Origin of the sequence: Pseudomonas sp. BIGb0558, assembly GCF_024807515.1 — a bacterium.
GTDB classification, from domain to species: domain Bacteria; phylum Pseudomonadota; class Gammaproteobacteria; order Pseudomonadales; family Pseudomonadaceae; genus Aquipseudomonas; species Aquipseudomonas yamanorum_A.
On the sequence record NZ_JANUEW010000004.1, the window covers coordinates 93,433 to 118,937 of the forward strand.

Here is a 25,505-nt window from a genome sequence, read left to right on the forward strand (position 1 = left end):
GGGTTAATTCGCACGGGGTTAGTTAGCGTATGGGGAGGGGTTATCGCCAGTAGTGGCCGTGGTTCCAGTACGGGCGATGGGGTTGGCCGTAGCCGTAGCCGTAGCCGTAGTAATGACCGTGTGGCCAGTAGCCTCGCGGGCCGTAGCCATAACCCCTGTGGCCGTAGTAGCCGGGAGGAGGGGGCTGCACGATCACCACGCGCGAGGGCGCCTGGCGGATGATTATGGTGTCGGCAAACACCGGCGTACTCGCCAGCGCAGCCCACATCAAGGGAATGAATAGCAGAGCGCGCACCGCTCGGGACATGAATGTCATGGCCATGGTTCTCCGTCGTACCACCCTCGAAGTTGAAGGTGGTTGATCGGTTAAACGCGGCGACGGGGAAAATCCTTCGGTGAAAATCTGTTTATTTTTCGCGCTGCCCGAGGGCGGATTACTGCTTTATTTCTCTTTGATCACGGTCGCAACGTCGGCGGCCTTGACCCGTACATGCTTGCCGGCGATGTCGGTGAACTCGTAGAAACCATCCGCGGTCTTCGCGTTCGGTACGTCCTTGGTCAAATATTGGGTACCGTTCTGCAACGTCACCACGGTTTGCGTGGAGCAACCGGCCAATACCAGCATCGTCAACATACCCAGTGCCAGACCTAAATTCTTCATGCTCATAACCCTTACCCTGACCCTTCGAAAACCCCGTGCCTGAGCAGTCGGGGGAGACACATTTAATGTGGCTGACAGCCATCTGATCATTATTACGCAAAAAGTTGCGTGTGCCTTTGATCTATTACCGATTGCAACAGCCGCTCAGGGACGGCACTCTGTATGCATAACCAGTGTTTGATTCAGTGCCTGAAATGCCCAATCCCCTTGAAAACCCGCTGTATTACCTGCACAACTTCCGCCAGGTGCTCGACTGGCTGGGGCAGCGTTATGCCGATTTACTGGCCCCGGAAGAAGCGCATTTCATTCAGCAATTTGACAGCTTGCCCCAGGCGTCCCAGACCTTGCTGGTACGTATGGTGATGCGCAAGGGCATGCATTTTCGCGCTGGCAAACTCAACTATGCCGAGATCGGTGCAGCACAGGAGGCGGTCGTGCCTTTGCTGGAACAGGGTTGGGTGACGGATCAGTGCCTGTTGTCGTTTGACGAACTGTTCGGCCTGTTGCAGAAAGCCGAAATCCTCGCGGCATTCAAACCCTGGATCGAGCAGCCCAAGGCGAAAAAGGCTGACTGGCTCGAGGAGCTATCAGCGCAGTTCTGCGAAGCGCGCTGCTTTCAGGCGTGGTGTCCGGACCTGGCCGACCAGCTCTACAGCCTGACCGTGATGGACCTGTGCGACCGCTTGCGGCTGATGTTCTTCGGCAATCTCTATCAGGACTGGTCGGAGTTTGTGCTGGCGGACCTGGGAATTTTCACTTACGAGAAAGTCGAGTTCTGCGCCGAGTCCCGCGGTCTGCGCAGCCGTGACGATGTGCATGGCTTCCTGTTCCTGCACCAGTGCCAGCAAGCCTTTGAGGCGGGCGAGCCGCTGGAGGTGGTGCTGGAAAATATCGCCACCTTGCACACCGACAACCCCTGGCTGGAAAAGCGTCGGGCCAAGCTGTTGTTTCAAGTGGGCCAATACTGTGAGCGCAGCGCCGAGCTGGCCCTGGCCGAGGCGATCTACCGGGGCTGCACCTATCCCGGCGCCCGGGCGCGGCTGATCCGGGTGCTGGAGCGCCAGGAGGACTTTGCCCAGGCGATGCGCCTGGCCCGTGAGGCGCAGTTGTCACCGGAAAGCGCCGCCGAGCAGCAGCATCTGTTGCGGGTCATACCCAGGCTGGGGCGCAAACTGGGTGAACCGGCGGTGCCCAGGGTAAAACCCCGCGAGATCGTGCGCCTGGACCTTGAACTGCCTGCTCCCGAGCCGCTGATATCGGTGGAGTATTGTGTGCAGGCGCACCTGAGCGACCACGGTGCGCCGGTGCATTACGTCGAGAACAGTTTGATCAATTCGTTATTTGGCCTGCTGTGCTGGCCGGCGATTTTCGCGCCGTTGCCGGGGTCGTTTTTCCACCCATTCCAGCGCGGGCCGGTGGACCTGCACAGTGAGGACTTTCATCAGCGGCGGGCCGAGCTGTTTGCCGAATGCCTGGACCAACTCGGCGACGAGCGCTACAAGGCCACGATCCGCCAGCGCTACGTGGACAAATGGGGCATTCAGTCGCCCTTCGTGTTCTGGAACGTCCTCAGCGAAGAGCTGCTCGACCAGGCCCTGGATTGCCTGCCCGCCATGCACCTGCGCCACTGGTTCGAGCGACTGCTGCTGGATATCCGCGCCAATCGCGCCGGCATGCCTGACCTGATCCAGTTCTGGCCCGAAGAAAAAACCTACCGCATGATCGAAGTCAAAGGCCCCGGTGACCGCCTGCAAGACAACCAACTGCGCTGGCTGGAATTCTGCGGCGAACACCAGATGCCCGTGACAGTGTGTTATGTGCGCTGGGCGGAGCAGGTGGCTTGAGCTACAGCGTTGCGGTGCGTGCGTTATGTGAATTCACCGCCAAGGTCGGCGACCTCGACCTGCGTTTTACGCCATCCCCCAGCGCCCAGGAAGGGATCGTCGGCCATCGCACCGTGGCTTCGCGGCGCAGTGCCCACTACCAGAACGAAGTGGCCCTTGAGGGCGAATACCTTCAGTTGAAAGTCCGGGGCAGGGCGGATGGCTACGACCCGGACCGCAACCAGCTGGAAGAGGTGAAAACCTATCGCGGCGACCTGGCCAAGCAGCCGGCCAACCACCGGCAATTGCACTGGGCACAGGTGAAAGTCTACGGCTGGCTGATGTGCCAGAAGCTGGGGTTGTCGCAGATTGTGCTGGCGCTGGTGTACTTCGACATTGTCGGTGAGCACGAAACCCTGTTGAGCCAATCCTTCCAGGCCGCCGACCTGGAGCATTTCTTCAACCAGCAATGCGCCCTGTTCCTCGGCTGGGCCGAACAGGAAATGCATCAGCGTGAAGCCCGCAACGCCGCAGCGGTTGCCCTGGGTTTTCCGCATACGGCGTTTCGCCCGGGCCAGCGCTCCCTGGCGGAAACCGTCTACAAGGCCGTCAGCACCGGCCGTTGCCTGATGGCCCAGGCGCCCACCGGTATCGGCAAGACCGTGGGCACGATCTTCCCGATGCTCAAGGCCCTGGCGCCCCAGCAACTGGACAAGGTGTTCTTCCTGACCGCCAAGACCCCGGGCCGAAAACTGGCGCTGGATGCGGCGCAGGTGCTGTACGACAGCAGCCCGGGATTGCCGCTGCGGGTGCTGGAACTGGTCGCGCGGGACAAGGCCTGCGAACACCTGGACAAAGCCTGTCACGGCGATTCGTGCCCGTTGGCCAAGGGCTTTTACGACCGCCTGCCCGCCGCCCGCGAAGCCGCGTCCAGGGTACGCCTGCTGGACCAGCGCAATTTGCGGGAAGTCGCCCTGGCCCATGACGTGTGCCCTTACTACCTGAGCCAGGAAATGGCGCGCTGGACCGACGTGGTGGTCGCCGACTACAACTACTACTTCGACTTCGGCGCCATGTTGTTCGGCCTGGCCCAGCTCAACCAGTGGCGGGTCGCGGTGCTGGTGGACGAGGCCCATAACCTGGTGGAGCGCGGCCGCTCGATGTACAGCGCCGCCCTCGATCAGTACAGCCTCAAGACCTTGCGCGACAGCGCTCCGCAACCGCTGAAGAAATCCTTGCAGCGCCTGAACCGTGAATGGAACGCCCTGCACAAGGAGCAAGTCGCGCCGTATCAGGCTTACGCCCGCAAGCCCGACAAACTGCTGCAAGCCCTGAGCCTGTGCACCAGCGCCATGGGCGAATATTTCAACGACCATCCCGAAGCCCTGAATGGCGACTTGCAAGCCTTCTACTTCGAGGCGTTGCAATTTGCCAAGGTCGCCGAGCTGTTCAACGAACACTTCGTCTTCGACATCAGCAAGCGCGAACTCAGTGGCAAACGCAGCTCATCGACCCTGTGCCTGCGCAACGTGGTGCCCGCCGACTTCATCCGCCCCCGCTTGACGGCGGCCCGCAGCAGCGTGCTGTTTTCCGCGACCCTGAGCCCGCGCCATTACTACGCAGACCTGCTGGGAATGCCGCCCGACACCGCCTGGGTCGACGTGGAATCACCGTTCAAGGCCGAACAGCTGCAGGTGCATATCGTCGACCGGATCTCCACCCGGTTCGTCCACCGCCAGGCGTCCCTGGAACCCATCGTCGAGCTGATCGCCACCCAGTTTGCCCAGGCGCCGGGCAACTACCTGGCGTTCTTCAGCAGCTTCGATTATTTGCAGCAAGTGGCGCAACTGCTCGCCGAGCGGCACCCGCGCATCCCGTTGTGGCACCAGTCACGGGGCATGGCCGAGGCCGAGCGCCAGGGGTTTCTCGACCAGTTCACCCAGCACAGCCAGGGCATCGGTTTTGCGGTACTGGGCGGGGCTTTCGGCGAAGGCATCGACCTGCCGGGCACCCGGCTGATCGGCGCATTCATCGCCACCCTGGGCCTGGCCCAACTGAACCCGGTGAATGAGCAGCTCAAGCTGCGGATGGGCGCGATTTTCGGTGCCGGTTACGACTACACCTATCTGTACCCGGGTATCCAGAAGGTGGTGCAGGCCGCGGGCCGGGTGATTCGCAGCCAGCAGGACCGCGGCGTGGTGATGCTGATCGATGACCGTTTTGGTGAAGCCCGGGTACGGCAGTTGTTGCCGCGCTGGTGGTCGATCACTGCGGCGGATACACCGCATCCCGCAACTGGTGGGTGAACAGGCCGGACATGCCTTCGTAAGCCGTATTGGTCAGTGCAACCACCGTGAGCTTTTGCAGCGGGTCGACAAACCAGCTGTGACCGTAGGCGCCGCCCCATTCAAAGGTGCCCCGCGATTGCGGTGTGCCCGTCAGCGCAGGGTCATCCAGCACCGCCCAGCCATAACCGAACCCCCAGCCTGGGTCTTGGGTTGGAGGGTTGGCGCCCACCGAATCGGTGACCATCAACTGCACACTGTGCGCCGACAGGATCGGTGCGCCGCCCCGGCGAATGGTTTCCAGGAACCGCGCAATATCACCTGCCGTCCCGGCCATGCCGGCACCGCCGGAAGGGTAGGCCTTAGGATCGAGAATCCGCCGCACATCAAACAGTGCGGTGCTTTCGCCCGAGGTGATGGTGGCCTTGTCGACCATCCGTATTGGTTGTGGTGAACCATCCTGATAGGCGGCGGACAGGCGTTTGAGATCCTTCACGGCAAACCCGGTATCGCGCAACCCAAGCGGTTCGGTCACCGATTCGCGGACCAATACCGGCAAGCTCTGGCCAGACGCCTTTTCCAGCACCGCACCCAGCACATCGGTGGCCATCGAGTACCGCCAGCCTTTGCCCGGCGGGTAACTCAGGGGCACGCTGGCGATGCGTTTCAGGTTTTCGGCAAAGCCGATCTCCGGCTCGCCCAAACCATCGGAAACCCCGGCGGTGCGGTACGGGCCGTGCGGGCTTTCCAGGAATCCGTAGCTGAGGCCGGCAGTATGGTTGAGCAACTGGCTGACGGTAATCACCGGGGTGGTGCCATCGGCCAGCTTGGGCTTGAAGTCGGGCAGCCAGCGGCTGACCGGATCGTCCAGACGCAAACGGCCTTGGTCCACCAGGTGCATCGCGGCGGCCGAAACCAATGGCTTGGTGACCGATGCCAGGCGAAAGATCGTGTCTTCGGTCATCGGGCGCCCGGCTTCGCGGTCCGCCAAGCCGGCAGCACGGTGGTAAACCAGCTGCCCGTCCCGCAGCACCAGCACCACTGCGCCCACCAGGCGTTTGTCGGCAATGGCACTGTCGACCACCGCATCCACGCGCTTGGCGAGCAGCGGGTCCGGGCTGTCGGCGCAGGCGAGGGTGGCGCAAAGGGCGGCGGCAAGGGGCACAAGGTGTCGGGCAGGCGGCTGCATGGGTCAGGCTCACTCTTTGGCAGTGCAGGGCTGCCAAATATGAACACTAGAGCCCTGGACTACAACGTGATGTTGCAGCCGCTGTCGATTGGGGTTTGTTTTTCAGTCATGAAAAATCTCCTTATGGGAAGCCTAGGTTCCCCGCTGGAGCCCGGACGCGGAATGCCCTAGAGTCCGTGTTTCTGTCGCGATCGTCCGGAGCTTTTATGGATACCCTTTCCGATGTGCTGGCACTGTTAAAAAGCCATCGCTCGACCTTCGCCGGCCTGAAGGCTGGCGGCACCTGGGCCATCAATTTCGCGGCGCCGGACGGTATCAAGTTCAACGCGGTGGTGGAGGGCAGTTGCTGGCTGGAGGTGGAAGGGCTCGCGGTGCCGATGCGCTTGTATGAGGGTGATTGTTTCCTGTTGACCCAGGCGCGCCCGTGGCGGCTGTCCAGCAATCTGTCCCATGAAGGTGTTGATGCACGCGAGGTTTATGCCGATGCGGTGGGTGGCATCGCTACGGTGGGTGACACGGTGGATCTGTTTCTGATTGCCGGGCGTTTTATCTACGGGGATGACGCCCGACTGTTGCTGGACAGCCTGCCGCCAGTGCTGCGGGTGAGCGCCAACTCCGAACAGGCCGCCGTATTGCGCTGGTGCCTGGACCGCCTGGCCCGGGAATACGCCAGCCCGTTGCAAGGCGCGGCATTGATGACCGAGCATTTGGCGCAAATGATGCTGGTGCAAATCCTGCGGCTCTATCAATCTTCCATGGGCGCCAGTACTACCGGCTGGTTGGCGGCGCTTAACGATCCGAGGCTGGCCCCGGTGTTGCGGGAAATTCACGCCGCGCCGGCCCGCCGATGGACATTGAGTGAAATGGCCGATGTGGCGAGTCAGACAGCGCCTTCAGCAATGCTTTCAAGCGCGTGATGGCCTGTTCTCCCCGGGAATACCGCGAGCGTACCCCACACAAGGAACCCCGTGATGAGCGATATCCAGCAGCAGAAGGTCAAGGTCAACGGCATTGAACTGAACGTGCACATCGCAGGGCCCGAGGGCGGCCCGCCGGTGTGGTTGCTGCATGGGTTTCCCGAGTGCTGGCACTCCTGGCGCGAGCAGATTCCGGCGCTGGTGGCCCAGGGTTATCGGGTGTTTGTCCCGGAAATGCGCGGCTATGGACAATCCAGCGCGCCGCCGGAAGTGGCCGACTATGATCTGCTGACGCTGTGCGCCGATATCCAGGGCGCCATGGACCTGTTCGGGCATCGCCAGGTCGTCATGGTCGGGCATGACTGGGGCGCCGTGGTGGCCTGGCACCTGGCGTTGCTGGAGCCTGAGCGCGTCACCCGGCTGGTGACGATGTCGGTGCCTTTTGCCGGGCGCTCCCGCAGGCCGGTGATCGAAATCATGCGTGAGCTGTATGCCGATCGCTTCAATTACATCCTGTACTTCCAGACGCCGGGTGTGGCCGAAAAGGAACTGGATGCCGATATTGAGCGGACCTTGCGCTTGTTCATGCAGGACCAGGATGTGTTCCTGCAGAAGAAACCCGCCAGCGCCACCTTGCTGGAAGGTGTTTCACTGCCGGGCAAGCTCCCGGCGTGGTGTCGCCAGCAGGACCTCGACGTGTATGTACAGACCTTCGCCGGCGACGGCTTCCGCGGCCCGCTGAACTGGTACCGCAACTTCGAGCGCAACTGGCAACGCACCGAGTTCCTGGCCGGCAGGCAGGTGCTGCAACCGACGCTGTTCCTGATCGGCGACCGCGACCCGGTGGGCGTGTTCGAAGCCCACACCCTCAAGCGCATGCCCGAATCCGTGCCGAATCTGCAACAAGCCGTCCTGGCCAACTGCGGCCACTGGATTCAGAACGAGCAGGGGGCCAAGGTCAACGAACTGCTGGCCGGGTTTCTAGGGCGAACGTGAAGGTCGCGCCGCGCCCAGCTACATCAATCAGGCGGATTTCCTGGCCGTGCAATTGCAAAATCCGGTGCACGATGCGCAAGCCCAGCCCGCCATCACGACGGGCGCCGCCAATGGTGAACGCGCGCAGGAACAGGCCTTCGCGCAAATCCGCCGCGATCCCCGGGCCGCTGTCGCTGACGGTCACTTCAACAAGACCGGCCCTGGGCGCCAGTGTCACTTCAACGTTGCCATTGAGCGGCGTGTGGCGCAGGGCGTTATCCAGCAGGTTGGTGAGCACCCGTTCGATCAGGCCCAGGTCCGCCAATACGGTCGGTACCACCGGCGGCAGGCTGGCGGTGAGGGTGATGCTGCGGGCTTCGGCCGTGAGTTCGAATTTCTGGAAGATGTCCTGCACCAGGTCGGGCAACGAGAACCCTTCGATCACCGGCTGCACAAAACCGTGCTCCAGGCGTACCAGTTCCAGCAGCGACTGGGCCAGGCCGCCCACCTTGCGGCTTTGGTCCAGGGCGATGCCCAGGTAGCGCCGGCGTTCCTGTGGGGTCAGGCTGGCGTCTTTCAGGGACAGGGTTTCCAGGTAGCCATGCAACGAGGCCAGCGGGGTGCGCAGGTCATGGGAAATGTTCGCGACCATCTCCCGGCGTTCCTGTTCCTGATGGGTGATGGCGCGCCATTGTTCGCCCAGGCGATTTTCCATTTGCACGAAGGCGTGGTCGAGTACGGCGATTTCATCCTGGCTGGTAACCTCCGGGGCCACAGCTTGCAGGACTTTCGGTGCGCCATTGATATCGAACTGGCCGACCTTTTCGGTCAACTGCCGCAGCGGCCGGGTGATCCAGGCAAATGCGGTCAAGCCCGCCAACAGGCACAGCAATGCCACCAGGGCGATGGACCACAGGGCGATGTTCAAGGCCATGCCGGTGGCGTCCCGTGCGTCGAACACATCATGGGCTTCGCCCAGCAGCACCACATACAAGTAGCCGGCTTGCTGGCCGTTGACCCGCAGCGGCGCGGCGCTGAACACCTTGAGGCCGTCGACGCTGCGCGGGTCGTCGCCGAGGATCGGCAGCATCGCGCCGCTGAGGAAACGGCGCACCGGTTCCAGGTTGACCTGGTCCCGGCGCAGGTGGCCGCTGGGGGCGGCATTGCCGACCACGCGACCGTTGATGTCCAGCAGGTACACCTCGACACTCGGGTTCACCAGCATCAACTGGCTGAACAGGTTGCGCACCGCGTCCGGCTTGAGCCCATCGGCGTCCATCAGTTGGGTATCACGGGCGATGTGTGCGGCCAGGTCGCGGGACAGGCCTTGCACCACTTCCAGTTCATGCATGTGGTTGGAGCGCACTTGCAGCCACGCCGAGGTGCCGCTGCAAATAAGCAGCAGCAGGGCGAACACCAGGGACAGGCGTTGGGTAAGGGTCAGCCTCATGCCGACTGCTCGGCAAATTTGTAGCCACGGCCCCACACCGTGAGGATGCGCGCCGGGTTGGCCGGGTCGGCCTCGACCTTGGCCCGCAGGCGGTTGATGTGGGTGTTGACCGTGTGTTCATAGCCTTCGTGGCTGTAGCCCCACACGGCGTTGAGCAGGTCCATGCGCGAAAACACCTTGCCCGGCTGACGGGCGAAAAAATACAGCAGGTCGAACTCCCGGGGCGTGAGGTCCAGCCGCTGGCCTTGCAGGGTGGCGTCGCGGGTCAGCGGGTTGATGAACAACTGGCCGAGGTCGAGGCTGCCGGCGTCCATCTTCAGGTTGCGCGCCATGGCGTCGACCCGGCGCAACAGCGCCTTGACCCGCGCCACCAGCTCCGGCATGGAAAACGGCTTGGCCAGGTAATCATCGGCCCCCAGCTCCAGGCCCAGGATGCGATGCAGCTCACTGGAACGGGCACTGGTGATAATGATCGGCGTGTAGCGCGTCATGGCCCGGGCGCGCCGGCAGATTTCCAGACCGTCGACGCCGGGCAACATCAGGTCGAGGATCAGCGCATCCCAGCCGCCTTGTTCCAGCAGGCGCAGGCCCTCATCGCCATCGGCACTGTGGACCACCTCGAACTGCTCGTCCCGCAAGTGCAGGCAGATCAAATCGGCAATATGGGCATCGTCCTCGACCACCAGGACACGTTTGGGCTGATCCATTGATAAAAACCTGTCTTCTTGATTCGCGCATTGTGCGGCTTTTGCAACAGTGTAGTTATCACGAATTGTTTAACTCTGCGTGAGGATTCCGCGACCACAGCAGGCCTAACCTTCACCCATCGCAACGGCAAAAATACACAACCCAATCATTGTGGCGAGGGAGCTTGCTCCCGCTGGAGTGCGTAGCGCTCCCGGTTTTTTGGGGCCGCTACGCGCCCCAGCGGGAGCAAGCTCCCTCGCCACAGTTCCAGCCACAGGGTCATTTGCCGGCCATATAGAGTTGGAGCTTAGGAGAAACTCATGTATTCACGTCGACAGATCCTGCTCGCCGGCGGCGGCCTCGGCCTTGCAGTCATCGCCGGCGGCCTGCTGCAAAAAATCAACGGCGGTCCCGCCCTGATCGCCGAAGCCGAAGCCGCCGAAAACTTCGAAGTCAGCCACACCGACGCCGAATGGCGCACCCTGCTGACCGCCGAGCAATACGCGATCCTGCGGGAGGAGGGCACCGAACGCCCCTACAGCAGCGCCCTCAATGACGAACACCGCAACGGCACCTTCGCCTGCGCCGGTTGCGCACTGCCCCTGTATTCCTCAGCCACCAAATTCGAAAGCCACACCGGTTGGCCAAGTTTCTGGCAACCCCTGGAAAACGCCGTGGCCAGCCACGTCGACACCTCCTTCGGCGTGGTACGCAAGGAAATCCACTGCCGCCGCTGTGGCGGCCATCAGGGCCACGTGTTCGACGACGGCCCAGCCCCCACCGGCCTGCGCTACTGCATGAACGGCGCAGCCATGACGTTCACCGCGGCTTAATTCAATGTCTTCCTATAAGGGTCTACCCCATGTGGCTTTTGGTTCTCGCATATCTGGGCGGCGTGCTGACGATTGTCAGCCCGTGCATCCTGCCGGTTCTGCCTTTTGTCTTCGCTCGCACCGGCCAGCCGTTTTTGCGCAGTGGCTTGCCGCTGTTGCTGGGGATGGCGATGACCTTCGCCCTGGTCGCCTCGCTCGCGGCGGTGGGCGGCGGTTGGGTGGTGCAAGTCAATCAGTACGGTCGCTGGCTCGCGTTGCTGTTTGTTGCGCTATTCGGGCTGACGCTGCTGCTGCCCAGCCTGTCCGAGCGCCTGACCCGGCCACTGGTGGCCGCAGGCAGTCGCCTGTCGGAAGCCGCCGGGGCCGATTCGCGGCCGCGTCCAGGCGCATCATTCCTGATCGGCGTGGCCACCGGGCTGCTGTGGGCGCCGTGCGCCGGGCCGATCCTGGGGCTGGTGCTGACGGGCGCCGCGCTGCAGGGCGCCAGTATCGGCACTACCTTGCTCTTGCTGGCCTACGCGGCAGGCGCTGCCACCTCCCTGGCCCTGGCGTTGCTGGTCGGCGGTAAAGTCTTCGGTTTCATGAAGCGCTCCCTGGGCGCCGGTGAATGGCTGCGTCGCGGCTTGGGTGCGTTGATGCTGGCCGGTGTGGCGGCGATCGCCCTGGGCCTGGACACCGGGATCCTGGCGCGCCTGTCGACGGCGTCCACCGGTGGCCTGGAACAAAGCCTGGTGGAGAAACTCAGCGCCAAGCCCGAACAGAAGAGCGGGGCGATGATGGCCGGTGGCGCGATGATGATGTCTGCCAACCATAGCGATGCACTGCCGGTGGAAGGCCAGTTGCCGCCGCTGGACGGCGCCGTGCAATGGCTGAACTCCGAGCCCCTGACCGCCGAGGCATTGAAAGGCAAGGTAGTGCTGGTGGATTTCTGGACCTACTCCTGCATCAACTGCCTGCGCACCTTGCCGTACGTCAAGGCCTGGGCCGAGAAGTACCGTGATCAAGGCCTCGTAGTGATCGGTGTGCACGCCCCGGAATTCGCCTTCGAGCGTGACGTGAACAACGTCACCAAGGCCATGAAGGACCTGGGCATTACCTACCCGGTGGCCATCGACAACAACTACAAGATCTGGCGCGCCTTCAACAACCAGTACTGGCCGGCGCATTACTTTGCCGACGCCAAGGGCCAGATCCGCTACCACCATTTTGGCGAGGGTGACTACGCCGAGTCCGAACGGGTTATCCAGCAGCTGCTGCGTGAAGCCGGCGCGACCAAGGTGGCGGGAGGCTTGATCGAAGCAGACGCCAAAGGCATCCAGGCCGCACCGGACATGAACGAAGTGCAATCGCCGGAAACCTACCTGGGCTTCCAGCGCGCCGAGAACTTCGTGTCCACCGGCACCCTGGGTACCGACAAGGTCGTGAATTACCCGGCGGCCGGCAACCTGGCCCTGAATGACTGGACCCTGGAAGGCCAATGGAACGTGGGCGGCCAGCAAGCCACCCTCGCGGCGGCCAACGGCAAGATCGTCTACCGCTTCCACGCCCGAGACCTGCACCTGGTGCTGGGCCCTGGCGCCGACGGCAAGCCGGTGCGCTTCAAAGTCACCGTCGACGGCCAGGCGCCGGGGGATGCCCACGGCACCGACGTCGCCCCGGATGGCAGCGGCACCGTGACCGAACAACGCTTGTACCAGTTGGTGCGCCAGCCGGGCGCCGTCAAGGACCGGACATTCACCATCGAATTTCTTGACCCGCAAGTGGCGGCCTACGCCTTCACCTTCGGCTGACAGACGATCAAAAATTTGAACTGAAACCCAATCAACTGTAGGAGCTGGCTTGCCTGCGATAGCGATGTTGAATTCACCGCCGCCATCGCAGGCAAGCCAGCTCCCACAGTTGACCGTGTTTATTCTGATGTTTCGGAGTGAATGAGATGAAACTGCTTAAATACTTACCGGCCCTCGCGTTTGCTGCCTTCGTTGGCCACAGCTCGGCCTTCTCCTTCGGCCCATCCGACGACGCCGTAGCCATCGCGCCCCCGGCCATGGACCTGCCGGCAGACGGCAGCAACCTGCAAACCGCCGTGTTTGCCGGCGGCTGCTTCTGGGGCGTGCAGGGCGTGTTCCAACACGTACAGGGCGTGAAAAACGCCGTCTCCGGCTATGACGGCGGCGCGGCCGGCACCGCCCAATACGAAAGCGTCAGCGGCGGCGACACCGGCCATGCCGAGTCCGTCTCCGTGACCTACGACCCGAGCAAGGTCAGCTACGGCAAGCTGCTGCAGATCTACTTCTCAGTGGCCCACAACCCCACGGAACTCAACCGCCAGGGCCCGGACAGCGGCACCCAGTACCGCTCGGCGATCTTTGCCCAGAATGCCGAACAGCAAAAAGTCGCCCAGGCCTACATCGCCCAGCTCGACGCGGCCAAATCCTTCGACAAACCGATCGTGACCAGGATCGAGATGGGCAAAGCCTTCTACCCGGCCGAGTCGTACCACCAGGACTTCCTGACGGAAAACCCGTCCTACCCGTACATCGTGATCAACGACCTGCCCAAGGTGGCACAGCTGAAAAAACTGTTCCCCGACCAATACCGCGCCGAGCCCGTACTGGTGAAAAACCAATAACCCAACCCCAGCACACTTCAAAGGTGGGAGCTGGCTTGCCAGCTCCCACATGGGTTCTGCACCGGTGTTCAGACCACCTCCAGATACGAACTATGAATCGCCCGCGCCAACTCCCGCACGGTGTCGATAAACTCCGTCAACCGGCTATGCAGCCCATCCTCCAGAATCTCATCAATCCCGGTATACCTCAGCCGCGCCTCAAATTCGGCGGCCAAACGCTGCGCCGTACGCCCATAACTCCCGGGCAAGTCCGCCAGGATATGGCTCAACTCCTCGATGCACGCATGCAACGACCGCGGCACGTCACTGCGCAACAGCAACAGCTCCGACACCGACCGTGCATTCAGCGCATTCGGATACAGCTCCGTGTACGCCTCAAACGACGACAGGGCCCGCAACAACGCGCTCCACTGGTAATACCCACGCGCCGAAAGATCACTGACCTCTTCGGACTCTTCCCCAAACATCTCATACCGCGCGTCCAGCAGCCTCAAGGTGTTATCCGCCCGCTCGACAAACGTGCCCAGGCGAATAAACCGATACGCGTCATTGCGCATGATCGTCCCGGACGTCGCCCCGCGAAACAGGTGCGAACGCTGCTTCACCCAGTCACAAAAGTGGCTGATGCCATGGCGCGCCAGCCCACCGGCCGCAATGCTGCGCATCTCCAGCCAGGTGGCGTTGAGGTTTTCCCACATATCGGCGGTGATCCGGCCGCGCACCGCGTGGGCGTTGCCCCGGGCGGCCCGCAGGCAGTTGTAGATACTCGCGGGGTTTTCCTCATCCAGGGCGAAGAAGTGCAACATGCGCTCGGCATCCAGTTGCTGATGACGTTCGAGGTAACTGTCCAGGGTGCCGCTGCTGAGCAACGACATGGCCAACTCATCCAGCCCGTCACTGCGCCCGGCCTGGGGCATCAATGACAGCGAATAACTGACTTCCAGCATGCGCGCCAGGTTCTCGGCACGCTCCAGGTAACGGGACATCCAATACAGATCTGCGGCGGTTCTACTCAGCATACTCAGCCCTCCACCACCCAGGTGTCCTTGGTTCCGCCGCCTTGCGACGAGTTGACGATCAATGAGCCTTCACGCAGTGCCACGCGGGTGAGGCCGCCGGGTACCAGGCGGGTTTCCTTGCCCGACAGCACGAACGGCCGCAGGTCGATATGCCGTGGCGCGATGCCGTTTTCGACAAAGGTCGGGCAGGTGGACAGGCTCAAGGTCGGTTGGGCGATGTAGGCGTGGGGGCGGGCCTTGATACGTTGACGGAAGTCTTCGATCTCGGCAGCGGTGGAGGCGGGGCCTACCAGCATGCCATAGCCGCCGGAGCCCTGGGTTTCCTTGACCACCAGTTCCGGCAGGTGCGCGAGGACGTGGGACAGCTCATCCGGCTTGCGACACTGGAAGGTCGGCACGTTTTGCAGCACCGGCTCTTCATCCAGGTAGAACCGGATCATTTCCGGCACATACGGGTAGATCGACTTGTCGTCCGCCACGCCGGTACCGATGGCATTCGCCAGCACCACATTGCCTGCGCAGTAGGCCGCGACCAGGCCGGGCACGCCGAGCATCGAGTCGGGGTTGAAGGCTTGCGGGTCGAGGAACGCGTCGTCGATTCGGCGGTAGATCACATCCACGGCCTTGGGGCCGTCGGTGGTGCGCATGAACACCTTGAGGTCGTGCACGAACAGGTCGGCGCCTTCCACCAGCTCCACGCCCATTTCCCGGGCCAGGAATGCATGCTCGAAGAACGCGCTGTTGAAGCGCCCCGGCGTCAGCACCACCACATTCGGGTTGTCCAGGCGGCTGGAGCTTTTCAGGGTCTTGAGCAGCAGGTTGGGGTAGTGGTCCACCGGGGCGATGCGCTGCTTGGCGAAGACCTCGGGGAACAACCGCATCATCATCTTGCGGTCTTCGAGCATGTAGCTCACGCCGCTGGGGGTGCGCAGGTTGTCTTCGAGCACGTAGTAGGTGCCGTCGCCGTCGCGTACAAGGTCGACCCCGGAGATGTGCGAGTAGATATCGCGGTGCAGGTCCAGCCCGACCATCGCCTTCTGGTAACCCTCGTTGCCCAGCACCTGGTCGGCGGGGATGATCCCGGCCTTGATGATGCGCTGGTCGTGGTAGATGTCGGCAAGGAACATGTTCAGTGCGTTCACCCGCTGGATACAGCCGCGCTCGATGACGCTCCACTCACTGGCGGGAATGCTGCGGGGGATGATGTCGAAGGGGATCAGGCGCTCGGTGTCTTGCTCGTCGCCATACAGGGTGAAAGTGATCCCGGCGCGGTGAAACAGCAGGTCGGCTTCACGGCGGCGCTGGGCCAGCAGTTCTGGCGGCGTATTGGCCAGCCAGCGGGAGAATTCCTGATAGTGCGCACGGCAAACGCCTTGTGCGTCATTCATTTCATCAAAGAAAGATCGAGCCATTCCAATTACCTTGTCAGTGCCGGGACTAACTGCGCTTTGGCACTGCCGCTTTAGAAAACGCATTTTTTTATGAGCCCGTGGCTGATGGTGCCAGCAGGCCTGGTCCTTACTTTCTTTTGGGGTGGGCTCTGGGTCGGGGGGTAACGATTGCTCCTGTATCCGGGCAGATGAATCAATAAAGCAATGCCTGTGCCATCCACCTTGTGGCGAGGGAGCTTGCTCCCGCTGGGCTGCGCAGCGGCCCCAAAAAGGAATGAGAGCGCTGTGCACTGGAGCGCTGTCCCGGTCCAGCGGGAGCAAGCTCTCTCGCCACAGATGTAGCTCTATCGCCTCAAAACGGTGCACTGATTACTTGAACTTTGCACCAGCCCGGTTCTTCTAAACTGCTTCAAATGCCAGCACGGAGCACGGATGTGCCCAGAATCATTTCACCCGACACTCCGGAGTCGAACCAGACCGACCACAGCGAACACAACGCGAAGATTTTCGGTTCGCCCAAGGACCGTCTCGATTTCTACCGACGCGAGATCCAGTACGAAACCAGCATCCTGGCCAACCGCACCGACGCCTACCTCACGGCGCAGTCGTTCCTGGTGATCGCCTTCGTTTCCGGCATGGGCAACCTCAACCCGGAATGGGGCAAGCTGTTCACCCTGGTGGTGCCGGTATTCCTGGCGATGCTCGGCATCCTCAGTTCCCTGAACGCCTGGCCGGGCATTCGGGCGGCCTACGACATCATCGATCACTGGCACTACAAGCAGAGCGAACTGCTGCGCAGCGAGCCGGTCATGGGCCTGGCCTATGATGAATCGCCGCTGTTCAGTGAAACGGAGTCGTCCCACAAGGGCTATCGCAAGTCACTGCTGTTCTCGATGCGTGCGCCGTGGCTGTTCATGGTGTTCTGGGTAATCCTGGGGGCCTATGCGTTCTATATCCAGGTGGACAACCCGGGTTCGTAACTCACGGGAACTTCATCCCACGGCGCACGACCTTACCTTTACGCAGTCTGCGTTTTTCAACAGAGGTGAGCCATGAGCACAGACAACGATCCCCAAGTCAGCAACCGTAACGACCCGGCCATCGACCGCGGCGAGCCGGCCCCCGGCACCGCCGCCGATGCGCCGAAAGACCCCAAACCCGCCAGCGACCCCAAGGCCAAAGAAAACGACTACAGTCCAGACTTCAAGCCCGAGCGCGAGCCCAAGCCTGAAACCGATGCCGATATCGATACCCAAGGCGGTTAGAGGAGACGGTCATGTCTGTAGACCTGGAAGATGACGATGAACTCAATGACCCGGGCAATGAAGACCCGGGCTCATTGATGGATGATGCCGAAGTACCGCTTAACGACCTGGATGATGCCGCCGACGTCGGCAACACCGAAAACCAGGAATAGCCCTCATCGTTGTGCCTGGGCACGTCGTTCATACCACACCAGCATCGGCTGTGTGCTGAGGCCATGAACGATGATGCTCAGGGCAATGACCGACAGCGTCAGGTTCACCGCCACGGTGCTGCTGGTGCCCACCAGCCCATGGTTGATGGCGTAGAACAGGTAGTAGATGCTGCCGATCCCGCGAATCCCGAACCAGCCCACCAGCCCGCGTTGATTGCGATCCAGCAGGGTGCCCCAGGGTATCGACAGCACACTGAGCGGGCGAATCACGCAAAACAGCACCGCGCCTACCGCCAGCGCTCGCCAATCCCAATGGCTGGCCAGCACCACGCCCAGCAGGGTGACCAGGAACACTTCCATCGAACGTTCCACCAGGCTGCCGAAGGCGAGCATGTCGCCCATCATCACCCCGGCGGCGATCTGCGTGTCCTGTAACTGCCCGACATCCCCATGCAATGCGTGCTCCGGCTCAACCTCCATGTGACCGACCACCGGTTGCGCCAAATGCTCGGCAGGGGTTTGAGCGTTGCCCGTGGACTTGAACTCGGCCTGCCGCAGCCCGAGGCCGGCGGCAAACACCGAAAGAAAGCCATAGCCGCCGATGGCTTCGGCCACTACATAGGCGAGGGCGATCAAGGCCAGGGTCAGGTAATCATTGGGTGACAGGGTGCTGTCGGCATTGGTGATACGCATCTTGAGGGTGACCTGGCCGATGCCACGGCCCATCCAGTACCCTACAAGCAACCCGGCAGGTACTGCCCAGAGCAGGTTCTTCAGGACCCAGCCGCCCAGCCAGTCACCGTCGAACCCGCCGTGCTGCATGAAGATCAGCGCAAAGATCACAAACGGGAAGGCGGTGCCATCGTTCAAGCCCGCCTCACCGGACAGGCCGAAACGCAGCGCGTCATAGTCCTGGGCGTTGTTGACCTGCACCAGGCCCGCCAGTACCGGGTCGGTGGGCGCGAGAATCGCCCCCACCAACAGCGAAACGCCCCACGACAAACCCAGCAGCCAATGCAGCACCAGGCATGTCCCGAGGATGGTCAATAGCATCACCGGGCCGGCCATGCCAAACGCAATGCGCCAGGTTCGATGCTTGAGTGGCAGGCGCAATTTCAGCCCGCTGACAAACAGCGAGAACAGCACCGCGACTTCCGTCAGATGCTCCATCCAGCGGGCGGAACCCTTTATGTCCAGGTGCAGCAGGTCCATGCCCAGCGGGCCGATGCCGATACCCAGCAGCAGGCAGACAGCCGACGTGGTGACCGGCATCCAGCGCAGGTAGGAGGAGGTGAGGGCGAGGGTGAGCAAGACGGCACCCAGTACGGCCATCCACAGAATAAACGTCATCGGGTGTGCACCAGGCCGTGGTCTATGCAGGTTTGAGGAGTGCGGCCCGGTGCAGGTTCAATGTGATTCCAGCAACTGCGAACCGATGGTTTTCAGGCGGATCATGTCGATCAGCTGGCGCAACCCCGGCTGCGACTGCCGGCGACTGGGGTAGTACATGCACAGCGGCGCACCCAGGCAGGCCCAGTCGGGCAGCACTTCCACCAGGCGGCCGTCTGCCAGTTCCGATAGCACGCGATTTTCCAGGCAGTAGGCGATGCCCACGCCTTGCAGCGCAGCGTCGACGATGGTCTGGGTGTCGGCCGCGCTGAAGTGGCCGGGCACGTCCAGGCGCTGTTGGCGGGCGCCGTTGCCCAGCTCCCACTTGTAGGTGGTCTTGTCGCCCAGGTACATGCGCACACAGGAATGCGCGAGCAGGTCTTTGGGCACCTTGGGCGTTCCGGCGCTTGCCAGGTAGGCAGGGGAGGCGACCATGATCCAGCGCAACTCGCCGGTGAGCGGCACGGCCACCATGTCCTGGGGTACCGTGGCGCCATAACGGATGCCCGCGTCGTAGCCTTCGGCGACGATGTCGAGCATGCGGTCTTCGATCATCACGTCCAGGCGCAGTTGCGGGTAGGTGCGGGTGAATTCCCCCAGCACCGGCGAGATCAGCAACACGGCCGCGTCCCGGGGTACGTTCAGACGCAGCCGGCCAATCGGCGCCTCGCGGTACAGCTCAAGGGTGTCGAGGCCATCCTGGATCGTCGCGAAGCCGGCACTGAGTTTTTCCGCCAGCACCACGCCGGCATCGGTAGGTTCCACGGCACGGCTGGTGCGGTAGAGCAGCTTGACGCCCAGGCGGGTTTCCAGGTTGCGCATGGTGTGGCTCAGGGCCGAGGTGGTGACGCCCAGTTCGTGGGCGGCGTGCCGGAAACTACGGCGACGGATGATCGCCATGAACACATTCAGGTCGGCCAACTCGGAGCGGTTGAACGCTGCCATATCAAGCACCTTTTGTAGGTTTTGGGTTTCACGCGGCGTTGAGCCCGATTCAACCTCGGATGATCTAGAGTAATCGTTTTTTTACTGAATGTTTCTGGCGGAGGCTTTTTTAATGAGTATCGAAACCATCAAGATCCCGGGGATCGACAAGGCGGTCTCGCGGATTGCCCTGGGCACCTGGTCCATGGGCGGCTCGATGTGGGGCGGTGCCGACAGTGAGGTGTCGATCAAGACCATCCGCCATGCGCTGGCCAGCGGCATCAACTTTATCGACAGTGCGCCGGTGTACGGCCTCGGTTTGTCTGAAGAACTGATTGGCCGGGCCCTGCGCGGCGTGCGTCATACCGCGGTGATCGCCACCAAGGCCGGCCTGCAATGGGACGACGGCACCGTGCGCCGCAACGCCACGGCCCAGCGCATCCGCAAGGAAATCGAAGACTCGCTGCTGCGCCTCGAAACCGACTACATCGACCTCTACCAGATCCACTGGCCCGACCCGCTGGTGGCCCAGGAAGAGACCGCCGGCGAGCTGGAAAAATTGCGCCGCGAAGGCAAGATTCTCGCCGTGGGCGTGAGCAATTACGCCCCTGCGCAAATGGACGACTTCCGCCAGTACACCCACCTGGACACGGTGCAGCCGCCCTACAACCTGTTCGAACGGGCGATCGACAGCGACATCCTGCCGTACGCCAAGCAAAATTCCTTGGTGGTACTGGCCTACGGTTCCCTGTGCCGGGGCCTGTTGACCGGTAGCATGCACGCCGCCACGCGCTTTACCGGGGATGATGTGCGCAAGCTCGACCCGAAATTCAAGGCGCCACGCTTTGAGCAATACCTGGCAGCCGTCGCGGCGCTGGATGTGTATGCCCGCGAATGCCACGGCAAGTCCGTGCTGGCCCTGGCGTTGCGCTGGGTACTGGACCAGGGCCCGACGGTGGCGCTGTGGGGCGCCCGCCGCCCCGAGCAACTCAAAGGCATCGAGGACGCCTTCGGCTGGCAACTGACCGCCGATGACCTGCAACATATCGACCGTATTCTGGCCAACACGATAAAAGATCCGGTAGGGCCGGAATTTATGGCCCCAGCCACACGTTAACCTTTGCGACAGGGATGTCCGGCAGTTGCAAAACAACAATAGACATCCCTTTGGCGTTGAGGTTTTTGGCATGAAGCGCGGTACCGTATTTACGCTTATCGGTGGCTTGTTGTGTGTGGCGGCGTTGGCGGGCGCCTTGAAATGGCGGGGCAACCCCGATGTGCTGTGGCAGATCGTCAGCCGCCAATGCGTGCCCGACCAGAACCAGCACCAAAACCCCAGCCCATGCCTCAAGGTGGACCCGGACAAGGGCTTCGTGCTGCTCAAGGACCTCAACGGCCCGTATCAGGACTTGCTGATCCCCACCGACAAGGTCACCGGCATCGAAGACATTGCCCTGACCCGGGATTTGCTGCCGCATTACTTCGCCCAGGCCTGGAAGAACCACGCGGTACTGTCCAGCGGCCTGCCTGCGCCGATTGCCGACCGCTATGTGTCGCTGGCGATCAACTCCCGTTATGGCCGCTCGCAAAACCAGCTGCATATCCATATCGCCTGCCTGCGCCCCGATGTGTTCAACACCCTCAACGAACGCGCCGCGACCCTCGACGAGCACTGGCAAACCCTGCCGGTGAAACTGCAGGGGCACACCTACAGTGCCCGTACCCTGTCGGCGGCAGACTTCGACCTGCGTGACCCGCTCGCCATCCTGAATGAGTACGTACAGGCCCAGGGCGACACCATGGCCAGCTACAGCCTGTTGCTGGCACCCGAGGCAGATGGCAACTTCGTGCTGCTGACCACCCGGCTGACCCTCAAGGAGTGGAACCTGGCGTCTGCCGAGGAGCTGCAAGACCACCAGTGCAACCTGATGGGCAAACCACCACAACGACCTGTTTTAGCTGTTAACGACATCCGCTGATTTTGCCGTTGAACGAGTGTTCAGTTTCAATTATGTTGGCTGCAACCCCCCGCTTGGCAACGAGCGGGCTTGCGCTTTTTCTGATTGAACGAGAGGCACTGGCATGCGGTTTTCACCCTTTGTTGAGCGAATTGCAGGGCAGGGCGTAGCCGCCTGGGACATCCACCACGCCGCGTTCCAGGCCAGCAGCAAAGGTGAAGACATCATTATCCTGAGTGTCGGCGACCCGGATTTCGCCACACCTTCGTTTATCACCGACGCCGCCGTCGAAGCCCTGCGCCAGGGCGACACCCACTACACCGAAATTCCCGGCCGCCCGGCGCTGCGGGATGCGATCGCCGCCCGTTACAGCAAATCCCTGGCCCGGCCGCTGAGCGCTGAAAACGTCATCACCGTGGCCGGTGCGCAAAACGCCTTGTTCGTCACCTCGCTGTGCCTGTTGCAGGCCGGTGATGAAGTGATCGTCCTCGACCCGATGTATGTCACCTACGAAGCCACCCTCAAGGCCAGCGGCGCAACGCTGGTGCGGGTGCCGTGTTCCGCCGACTCGGGTTTTCGTCTTGACCCGGCGCTGCTGGCCGCCGCCATCACACCGCGCACCCGGGCGATTTTCTTCTCCAACCCCAACAACCCCACAGGCGTGGTGCTCACCCCCCAGGAGCTGCAAGCGATTGCCGACCTGGCGATCGAGCATGAGCTGTGGGTCGTGGTGGACGAGGTCTACGAAAGCCTGGTGTTCGACGGTGAGTACCATAGCCTGGCCGCGCTGCCGGGCATGGCCGAGCGTTGCATCGTGATTGGCAGCCTGTCCAAATCCCACGCCATGACCGGCTGGCGCATCGGCTGGATCGTCGCAGAACCTGCCATGGTGGCCCACGCCGAAACCCTGGTGTTGAGCATGCTGTACGGCTTGCCGGGGTTTGTGATGCAAGCCGCGACCGCCGCCGTGCTGGCCCACGATGAAGTCACCCATGGCATGCGTGAGACCTACCGTCGTCGCCGCGACCTGGTGGTGACCGGCCTCGCCGGTTGCCCGGGCATTCATGTCCGCGCCCCGCAAGCCGGCATGTTCGTGCTGGTGGATGTGCGGGACACCGGCCTCAGTTCCCTGGACTTCGCCTGGCGGCTGTTCCGCGAAGCGGGGGTTTCCGTACTGGATGCTGCCGCTTTCGGTGAGCCGGCACAGGGCTTCGTGCGGTTGTCATTCACCCTGGGTGAAGCGCGACTGGCCGAGGCCTGCGAGCGCATCAGCCGCTTCGTCGCCAAGCTCGCCGGCGAGCCAAGAATAGAACCTGCGGCGAAAATCATCAGCGTGCAGCCGGTGGCCGCGAAAAAGATGATCGAGGTACTCGACCTGCACAAACGCTTCGGCAATATCGAAGTGCTCAAGGGCATTTCCCTGACGGCCCACGAAGGCGAGGTGATCTCGCTGATCGGCGCCAGCGGCTCGGGCAAAAGCACCTTGCTGCGGTGCATCAACATGCTCGAAGTGCCGGACCAGGGCAGCATTCATGTGGACGGTGAAAGCATCAAACTCAACTACGGCCGCCCCGGCGCACCGCTGGTGGCCGACGCCAAACAGCTGGTACGGATCCGCTCGACGCTGGGCATGGTGTTCCAGAACTTCAACCTGTGGCCCCATCGCACCGTGCTGGAAAACCTGATCGAAGCGCCGATCCAGGTGCTGCGGGAAAGCCGTGCCGAAGCCATCGAACGCGCCGAGGCCTTGCTCGACCGGGTCGGCCTGGCCGCCAAGCGCAACGAATACCCGGCGTTCCTCTCCGGCGGCCAGCAGCAGCGGGTGGCCATCGCCCGCGCGCTGGCCATGCGCCCCAAAGTCATGTTGTTCGACGAACCCACCTCGGCCCTGGACCCGGAACTGGTGGGCGAAGTTCTGCGGGTGATTCGTTCCCTGGCCGAGGAAGGCCGCACCATGATCCTGGTCACCCATGAAATGGCGTTCGCCCGGGATGTGTCATCCAAAGTCGCGTTTTTGCACCAAGGCCTGATCGAGGAAACCGGCTCGCCGGACTCAGTGTTTATCGACCCACGCAGTGAACGTTGCCGGCAGTTCGTCAACGCGCATCAAACTCGCTAACTCCAAAAAAGACGGGGCAAGATCATGAAATCCAAACGTTTGGCAAAGTGGTTGAGCAGTGCAGTGTTGATGCTGGCGGCAGGTACTGCGTTGGCGGCGGAGAAACCCATTGTGTTCGCGGTGGCGGCGGAACCTTACCCACCGTTCACGGTGAAGGGCGGCAACGGCGAGTGGACGGGCTTTGAGGTGGACCTGATCCACAAGCTCTGCAGCTTGATGAAAGCCGAGTGCCAGATCAAGGAAGTGGCGTGGGACGGGATTATTCCATCGTTGCTGGCGAAGAAAATCGACGTGATCTTCTCCTCGATGTCGGTCACCGAAGAGCGTGAAAAACAGATCGCCTTCAGCCGCGCCTACTACGATTCGCTGCTGGGCATTGCCGGGCCCAAGGGCACGACTGTCGAGGTTTCGCCGGCAGGGCTGAAGGGCAAGATCATCGGCGTGCAGATCTCCACGGTCAGTGCCAACTACTTGAAGAAGTACTACGAGAAAATTGCTGACCTGAAGTACTACGACACCCAGGAATCGGCCAACGCCGACCTGATTGCCGGGCGCACCGACTTGATGATGGCCGACGGTGTCGCCATCGCCATGATGGTGAAAACTCCTGAAGCCCAGGGGCTGGCCGAGATCGCCGAAGTGCCTTACGACCCGATCATCGGCCGTGGCGTGGGCGCCGGCCTGCGCAAGGAAGACACTGAACTCAAGGCCCGCTTGGACAAGGCCATCGGTGAGTTGCTGGTGAGCAAGGACTACGCTGACCTCTCGCAGAGTGTGTTTGGTGTGTCGGTGAGCCCGTGCAAGCGCGCCGACACGCCAGCCTACTTCAGCAAAGTATGTGACAGCCCCTACACAAACTAACCCGGTAGAGGGGGGCGCTTTTGTGGTGAGGGAGCTTGCTGTAATGAGAGAGCTCTTGTGATGAGGGAGCTCTTGTGGCGAGGGAGCTTGCTCCCGCTGGGGTGCGAAGCGCCCCCAAAAAATGGGCCTGCTACGCAGTCCAGCGGGAGCAAGCTCCCTCGCCACAACAGCTCCCTCACCACAGCAACACCCTAGCCACAAAAGCTCCGTCGCAACAGCAAGCTCCCTCGCCAGAGGGTCATTGCTTGTCATAGAAATAGGGAGCGCCGATGTTCGATCTACTCAACTTCAGCGAGCAAGGCTGGGGCAACGCACTGCTCAAAGGGTTATGGATGACCCTGCAGATCTCCGCCGGCTCGTTTGCGGTGGGGCTGCTGATCGGCCTGGTGGTGGCCTGTGCCAAGCTCAGTGCGCCGCGCCCGATTGCCATGCTGATGCGCGGCTACACCACGGTGTTCCGCGCGGTGCCCGAGTTGCTGCTGATCCTGTTGTTGTATTACGCAGGCTCCATGGCCCTCAACGCGCTGATGCTGTGGCTTGGGTTCGAGCAGTTCAATATCAGCGGGCCGCTGGTGGCGATCCTGGTGCTGGGCCTGGTGCAAGGCGCATACGCCTCGGAGATTTTCCGCGCGGCGATCCTGGCGATTCCCCACGGGCAGATCGAAGCGGCGCGGGCCTTTGGCTTGAGCGGCTTTGGCCTGTTCCGCCGGGTGACCCTGCCGATCATGGCGCCATACGCGCTGGCCGGCATGTCCAACCTGTGGATCAACCTGATCAAGGACAGCGCGCTGATCAGCGTGGTGGGCACCAACGAACTGCTGTACACCGCCAAGCAGGCCGCGGGCTCGACCCGGCATTACCTGCTGTTCTACCTCACGGCCGCCGCCTTGTATTACCTGGTGACATTGGCCTCCAACTACCTGTCCGGGCGCCTGGAGCGACGTATTCGTCGCTGGATGCCGGTTGTCGAGTGAG

At 62.3% G+C, this 25,505-nt stretch carries 24 protein-coding genes; 15 read left to right on the top strand and 9 right to left on the bottom strand.

Features of this window, described 5'->3' with window-relative positions; genetic code table 11:
- Positions 1-40: 40 nt before the first annotated feature.
- Entirely contained in the window at positions 41-322 is a 282-nt protein-coding gene (locus M2400_RS08200) for a hypothetical protein (protein WP_259195735.1), read from the bottom strand.
- 120 nt (positions 323-442) lie between these two features.
- On the bottom strand, positions 443-667 hold the full coding sequence (locus tag M2400_RS08205; protein WP_177045212.1) for a YgdI/YgdR family lipoprotein: 225 nt from the start codon (positions 665-667) through the stop codon (positions 443-445).
- 188 nt (positions 668-855) lie between these two features.
- Between M2400_RS08205 and M2400_RS08210 the strand changes: the two genes are divergently transcribed.
- Both M2400_RS08210 and M2400_RS08215 read left to right on the top strand, forming a co-directional pair.
- A complete protein-coding gene (locus M2400_RS08210) occupies positions 856-2,505 on the top strand; it encodes a VRR-NUC domain-containing protein (protein WP_259195734.1) in 1,650 nt (549 codons plus the stop codon).
- The gene (locus tag M2400_RS08215) at positions 2,502-4,790 is read left to right on the top strand and encodes an ATP-dependent DNA helicase (RefSeq protein WP_259195733.1); all 2,289 of its coding nucleotides are present in this window, start codon (positions 2,502-2,504) and stop codon (positions 4,788-4,790) included. The genes M2400_RS08210 and M2400_RS08215 overlap by 4 nt, the downstream gene beginning before the upstream one ends.
- Here the strand turns inward: M2400_RS08215 and M2400_RS08220 are convergent.
- The gene (locus M2400_RS08220; protein ID WP_259195732.1) at positions 4,750-5,958 is read right to left on the bottom strand and encodes a serine hydrolase; all 1,209 of its coding nucleotides are present in this window, start codon (positions 5,956-5,958) and stop codon (positions 4,750-4,752) included. The genes M2400_RS08215 and M2400_RS08220 overlap by 41 nt on opposite strands.
- Positions 5,959-6,164: 206 nt before the next feature.
- Between M2400_RS08220 and M2400_RS08225 the strand changes: the two genes are divergently transcribed.
- Together M2400_RS08225 and M2400_RS08230 are read left to right on the top strand one after the other, a co-directional pair.
- Positions 6,165-6,875 carry a cupin domain-containing protein gene (locus tag M2400_RS08225; RefSeq protein ID WP_259195731.1) on the top strand — a complete coding sequence of 237 codons (711 nt, stop codon included), beginning with the start codon at positions 6,165-6,167 and terminating at the stop codon, positions 6,873-6,875.
- 54 nt (positions 6,876-6,929) lie between these two features.
- Positions 6,930-7,871: an alpha/beta fold hydrolase gene (locus tag M2400_RS08230; RefSeq protein ID WP_177077651.1), complete on the top strand. Its 942-nt coding sequence runs from the start codon at positions 6,930-6,932 to the stop codon at positions 7,869-7,871.
- Here the strand turns inward: M2400_RS08230 and M2400_RS08235 are convergent.
- Positions 7,834-9,300: a HAMP domain-containing sensor histidine kinase gene (locus M2400_RS08235; RefSeq protein WP_259195730.1), complete on the bottom strand. Its 1,467-nt coding sequence runs from the start codon at positions 9,298-9,300 to the stop codon at positions 7,834-7,836. The two genes, M2400_RS08230 and M2400_RS08235, sit on opposite strands and share 38 nt — an antisense overlap.
- On the bottom strand, positions 9,297-10,007 hold the full coding sequence (locus M2400_RS08240; protein WP_003217086.1) for a response regulator transcription factor: 711 nt from the start codon (positions 10,005-10,007) through the stop codon (positions 9,297-9,299). Before M2400_RS08240 ends, M2400_RS08235 begins: the two co-directional genes overlap by 4 nt.
- Before the next feature lie 300 nt (positions 10,008-10,307).
- Here M2400_RS08240 and msrB point away from each other — a divergent pair, with 300 nt between their 5' ends.
- From msrB to msrA, 3 genes are all read left to right on the top strand, one after another.
- Entirely contained in the window at positions 10,308-10,820 is a 513-nt protein-coding gene (gene msrB / locus M2400_RS08245) for a peptide-methionine (R)-S-oxide reductase MsrB (RefSeq protein ID WP_259195729.1), read from the top strand.
- Between the two features lie 29 nt (positions 10,821-10,849).
- Entirely contained in the window at positions 10,850-12,610 is a 1,761-nt protein-coding gene (locus M2400_RS08250) for a cytochrome c biogenesis protein DipZ (protein ID WP_259195728.1), read from the top strand.
- Positions 12,611-12,756: 146 nt separating this feature from the next.
- Positions 12,757-13,452 (top strand): peptide-methionine (S)-S-oxide reductase MsrA, encoded by a 696-nt coding sequence (gene msrA / locus M2400_RS08255; protein WP_177134555.1) that lies wholly within the window; start codon positions 12,757-12,759, stop codon positions 13,450-13,452.
- 68 nt (positions 13,453-13,520) lie between these two features.
- Here msrA and M2400_RS08260 read toward each other — a convergent pair whose 3' ends face one another.
- Together M2400_RS08260 and M2400_RS08265 are read right to left on the bottom strand one after the other, a co-directional pair.
- Positions 13,521-14,471 carry an alpha-E domain-containing protein gene (locus tag M2400_RS08260; RefSeq protein WP_010169366.1) on the bottom strand — a complete coding sequence of 317 codons (951 nt, stop codon included), beginning with the start codon at positions 14,469-14,471 and terminating at the stop codon, positions 13,521-13,523.
- Between the two features lie 2 nt (positions 14,472-14,473).
- Complete coding sequence (locus M2400_RS08265) at positions 14,474-15,883, bottom strand: circularly permuted type 2 ATP-grasp protein (RefSeq protein WP_177045192.1); 1,410 nt, start codon at positions 15,881-15,883, stop codon at positions 14,474-14,476.
- Between the two features lie 413 nt (positions 15,884-16,296).
- On the opposite strand from M2400_RS08265, the gene M2400_RS08270 reads away from it, so the two are divergent.
- From M2400_RS08270 to M2400_RS08280, 3 genes are all read left to right on the top strand, one after another.
- Complete coding sequence (locus M2400_RS08270) at positions 16,297-16,842, top strand: hypothetical protein (RefSeq protein ID WP_177077661.1); 546 nt, start codon at positions 16,297-16,299, stop codon at positions 16,840-16,842.
- A 72-nt stretch (positions 16,843-16,914) separates the two neighbouring features.
- The gene (locus tag M2400_RS08275) at positions 16,915-17,127 is read left to right on the top strand and encodes a hypothetical protein (protein ID WP_177077663.1); all 213 of its coding nucleotides are present in this window, start codon (positions 16,915-16,917) and stop codon (positions 17,125-17,127) included.
- 11 nt (positions 17,128-17,138) lie between these two features.
- Positions 17,139-17,279, top strand: coding sequence for a hypothetical protein (locus tag M2400_RS08280; RefSeq protein ID WP_177045186.1), 141 nt, complete (start codon positions 17,139-17,141; stop codon positions 17,277-17,279).
- A gap of 3 nt (positions 17,280-17,282) precedes the next feature.
- Here M2400_RS08280 and M2400_RS08285 read toward each other — a convergent pair whose 3' ends face one another.
- Positions 17,283-18,629 (bottom strand): sodium:proton antiporter, encoded by a 1,347-nt coding sequence (locus M2400_RS08285; RefSeq protein WP_177115296.1) that lies wholly within the window; start codon positions 18,627-18,629, stop codon positions 17,283-17,285.
- 57 nt (positions 18,630-18,686) lie between these two features.
- Complete coding sequence (locus M2400_RS08290; RefSeq protein ID WP_177115297.1) at positions 18,687-19,613, bottom strand: LysR family transcriptional regulator; 927 nt, start codon at positions 19,611-19,613, stop codon at positions 18,687-18,689.
- A gap of 112 nt (positions 19,614-19,725) precedes the next feature.
- Here M2400_RS08290 and M2400_RS08295 point away from each other — a divergent pair, with 112 nt between their 5' ends.
- The 5 genes from M2400_RS08295 to M2400_RS08320 all read left to right on the top strand — a co-directional run bounded on the left by M2400_RS08295 (position 19,726) and on the right by M2400_RS08320 (position 25,504).
- A complete protein-coding gene (locus M2400_RS08295) occupies positions 19,726-20,709 on the top strand; it encodes an aldo/keto reductase (protein ID WP_177045180.1) in 984 nt (327 codons plus the stop codon).
- 70 nt (positions 20,710-20,779) lie between these two features.
- A complete protein-coding gene (locus M2400_RS08300) occupies positions 20,780-21,571 on the top strand; it encodes a CDP-diacylglycerol diphosphatase (RefSeq protein ID WP_177115298.1) in 792 nt (263 codons plus the stop codon).
- Between the two features lie 103 nt (positions 21,572-21,674).
- Positions 21,675-23,669 carry an aminotransferase class I/II-fold pyridoxal phosphate-dependent enzyme gene (locus tag M2400_RS33390; RefSeq protein ID WP_310503520.1) on the top strand — a complete coding sequence of 665 codons (1,995 nt, stop codon included), beginning with the start codon at positions 21,675-21,677 and terminating at the stop codon, positions 23,667-23,669.
- Positions 23,670-23,693: 24 nt separating this feature from the next.
- Complete coding sequence (locus M2400_RS08315) at positions 23,694-24,530, top strand: transporter substrate-binding domain-containing protein (protein WP_259195725.1); 837 nt, start codon at positions 23,694-23,696, stop codon at positions 24,528-24,530.
- A 269-nt stretch (positions 24,531-24,799) separates the two neighbouring features.
- Positions 24,800-25,504 (top strand): ABC transporter permease, encoded by a 705-nt coding sequence (locus M2400_RS08320; protein WP_177045172.1) that lies wholly within the window; start codon positions 24,800-24,802, stop codon positions 25,502-25,504.
- Position 25,505: the final 1 nt, after the last annotated feature.

Bases quoted from the DNA above. Each gene is read 5' to 3' on its own strand.
- M2400_RS33390 (WP_310503520.1), top strand. From the start codon at position 21,675: ATGCGGTTTTCACCCTTTGTTGAGCGAATTGCAGGGCAGGGCGTAGCC.
- M2400_RS08320 (WP_177045172.1), top strand. From the start codon at position 24,800: ATGTTCGATCTACTCAACTTCAGCGAGCAAGGCTGGGGCAACGCACTG.
- M2400_RS08210 (WP_259195734.1), top strand. From the start codon at position 856: ATGCCCAATCCCCTTGAAAACCCGCTGTATTACCTGCACAACTTCCGC.
- M2400_RS08230 (WP_177077651.1), top strand. From the start codon at position 6,930: ATGAGCGATATCCAGCAGCAGAAGGTCAAGGTCAACGGCATTGAACTG.
- M2400_RS08260 (WP_010169366.1), bottom strand. From the start codon at position 14,471: ATGCTGAGTAGAACCGCCGCAGATCTGTATTGGATGTCCCGTTACCTG.
- M2400_RS08235 (WP_259195730.1), bottom strand. From the start codon at position 9,300: ATGAGGCTGACCCTTACCCAACGCCTGTCCCTGGTGTTCGCCCTGCTG.
- M2400_RS08300 (WP_177115298.1), top strand. From the start codon at position 20,780: ATGAAGCGCGGTACCGTATTTACGCTTATCGGTGGCTTGTTGTGTGTG.
- M2400_RS08200 (WP_259195735.1), bottom strand. From the start codon at position 322: ATGGCCATGACATTCATGTCCCGAGCGGTGCGCGCTCTGCTATTCATT.
- M2400_RS08285 (WP_177115296.1), bottom strand. From the start codon at position 18,629: ATGACGTTTATTCTGTGGATGGCCGTACTGGGTGCCGTCTTGCTCACC.
- M2400_RS08295 (WP_177045180.1), top strand. From the start codon at position 19,726: ATGAGTATCGAAACCATCAAGATCCCGGGGATCGACAAGGCGGTCTCG.
- M2400_RS08205 (WP_177045212.1), bottom strand. From the start codon at position 667: ATGAGCATGAAGAATTTAGGTCTGGCACTGGGTATGTTGACGATGCTG.
- M2400_RS08265 (WP_177045192.1), bottom strand. From the start codon at position 15,883: ATGGCTCGATCTTTCTTTGATGAAATGAATGACGCACAAGGCGTTTGC.
- M2400_RS08290 (WP_177115297.1), bottom strand. From the start codon at position 19,613: ATGGCAGCGTTCAACCGCTCCGAGTTGGCCGACCTGAATGTGTTCATG.
- M2400_RS08240 (WP_003217086.1), bottom strand. From the start codon at position 10,007: ATGGATCAGCCCAAACGTGTCCTGGTGGTCGAGGACGATGCCCATATT.
- M2400_RS08315 (WP_259195725.1), top strand. From the start codon at position 23,694: ATGAAATCCAAACGTTTGGCAAAGTGGTTGAGCAGTGCAGTGTTGATG.
- msrB (WP_259195729.1), top strand. From the start codon at position 10,308: ATGTATTCACGTCGACAGATCCTGCTCGCCGGCGGCGGCCTCGGCCTT.
- M2400_RS08275 (WP_177077663.1), top strand. From the start codon at position 16,915: ATGAGCACAGACAACGATCCCCAAGTCAGCAACCGTAACGACCCGGCC.
- M2400_RS08250 (WP_259195728.1), top strand. From the start codon at position 10,850: ATGTGGCTTTTGGTTCTCGCATATCTGGGCGGCGTGCTGACGATTGTC.
- M2400_RS08225 (WP_259195731.1), top strand. From the start codon at position 6,165: ATGGATACCCTTTCCGATGTGCTGGCACTGTTAAAAAGCCATCGCTCG.
- msrA (WP_177134555.1), top strand. From the start codon at position 12,757: ATGAAACTGCTTAAATACTTACCGGCCCTCGCGTTTGCTGCCTTCGTT.
- M2400_RS08280 (WP_177045186.1), top strand. From the start codon at position 17,139: ATGTCTGTAGACCTGGAAGATGACGATGAACTCAATGACCCGGGCAAT.
- M2400_RS08220 (WP_259195732.1), bottom strand. From the start codon at position 5,958: ATGCAGCCGCCTGCCCGACACCTTGTGCCCCTTGCCGCCGCCCTTTGC.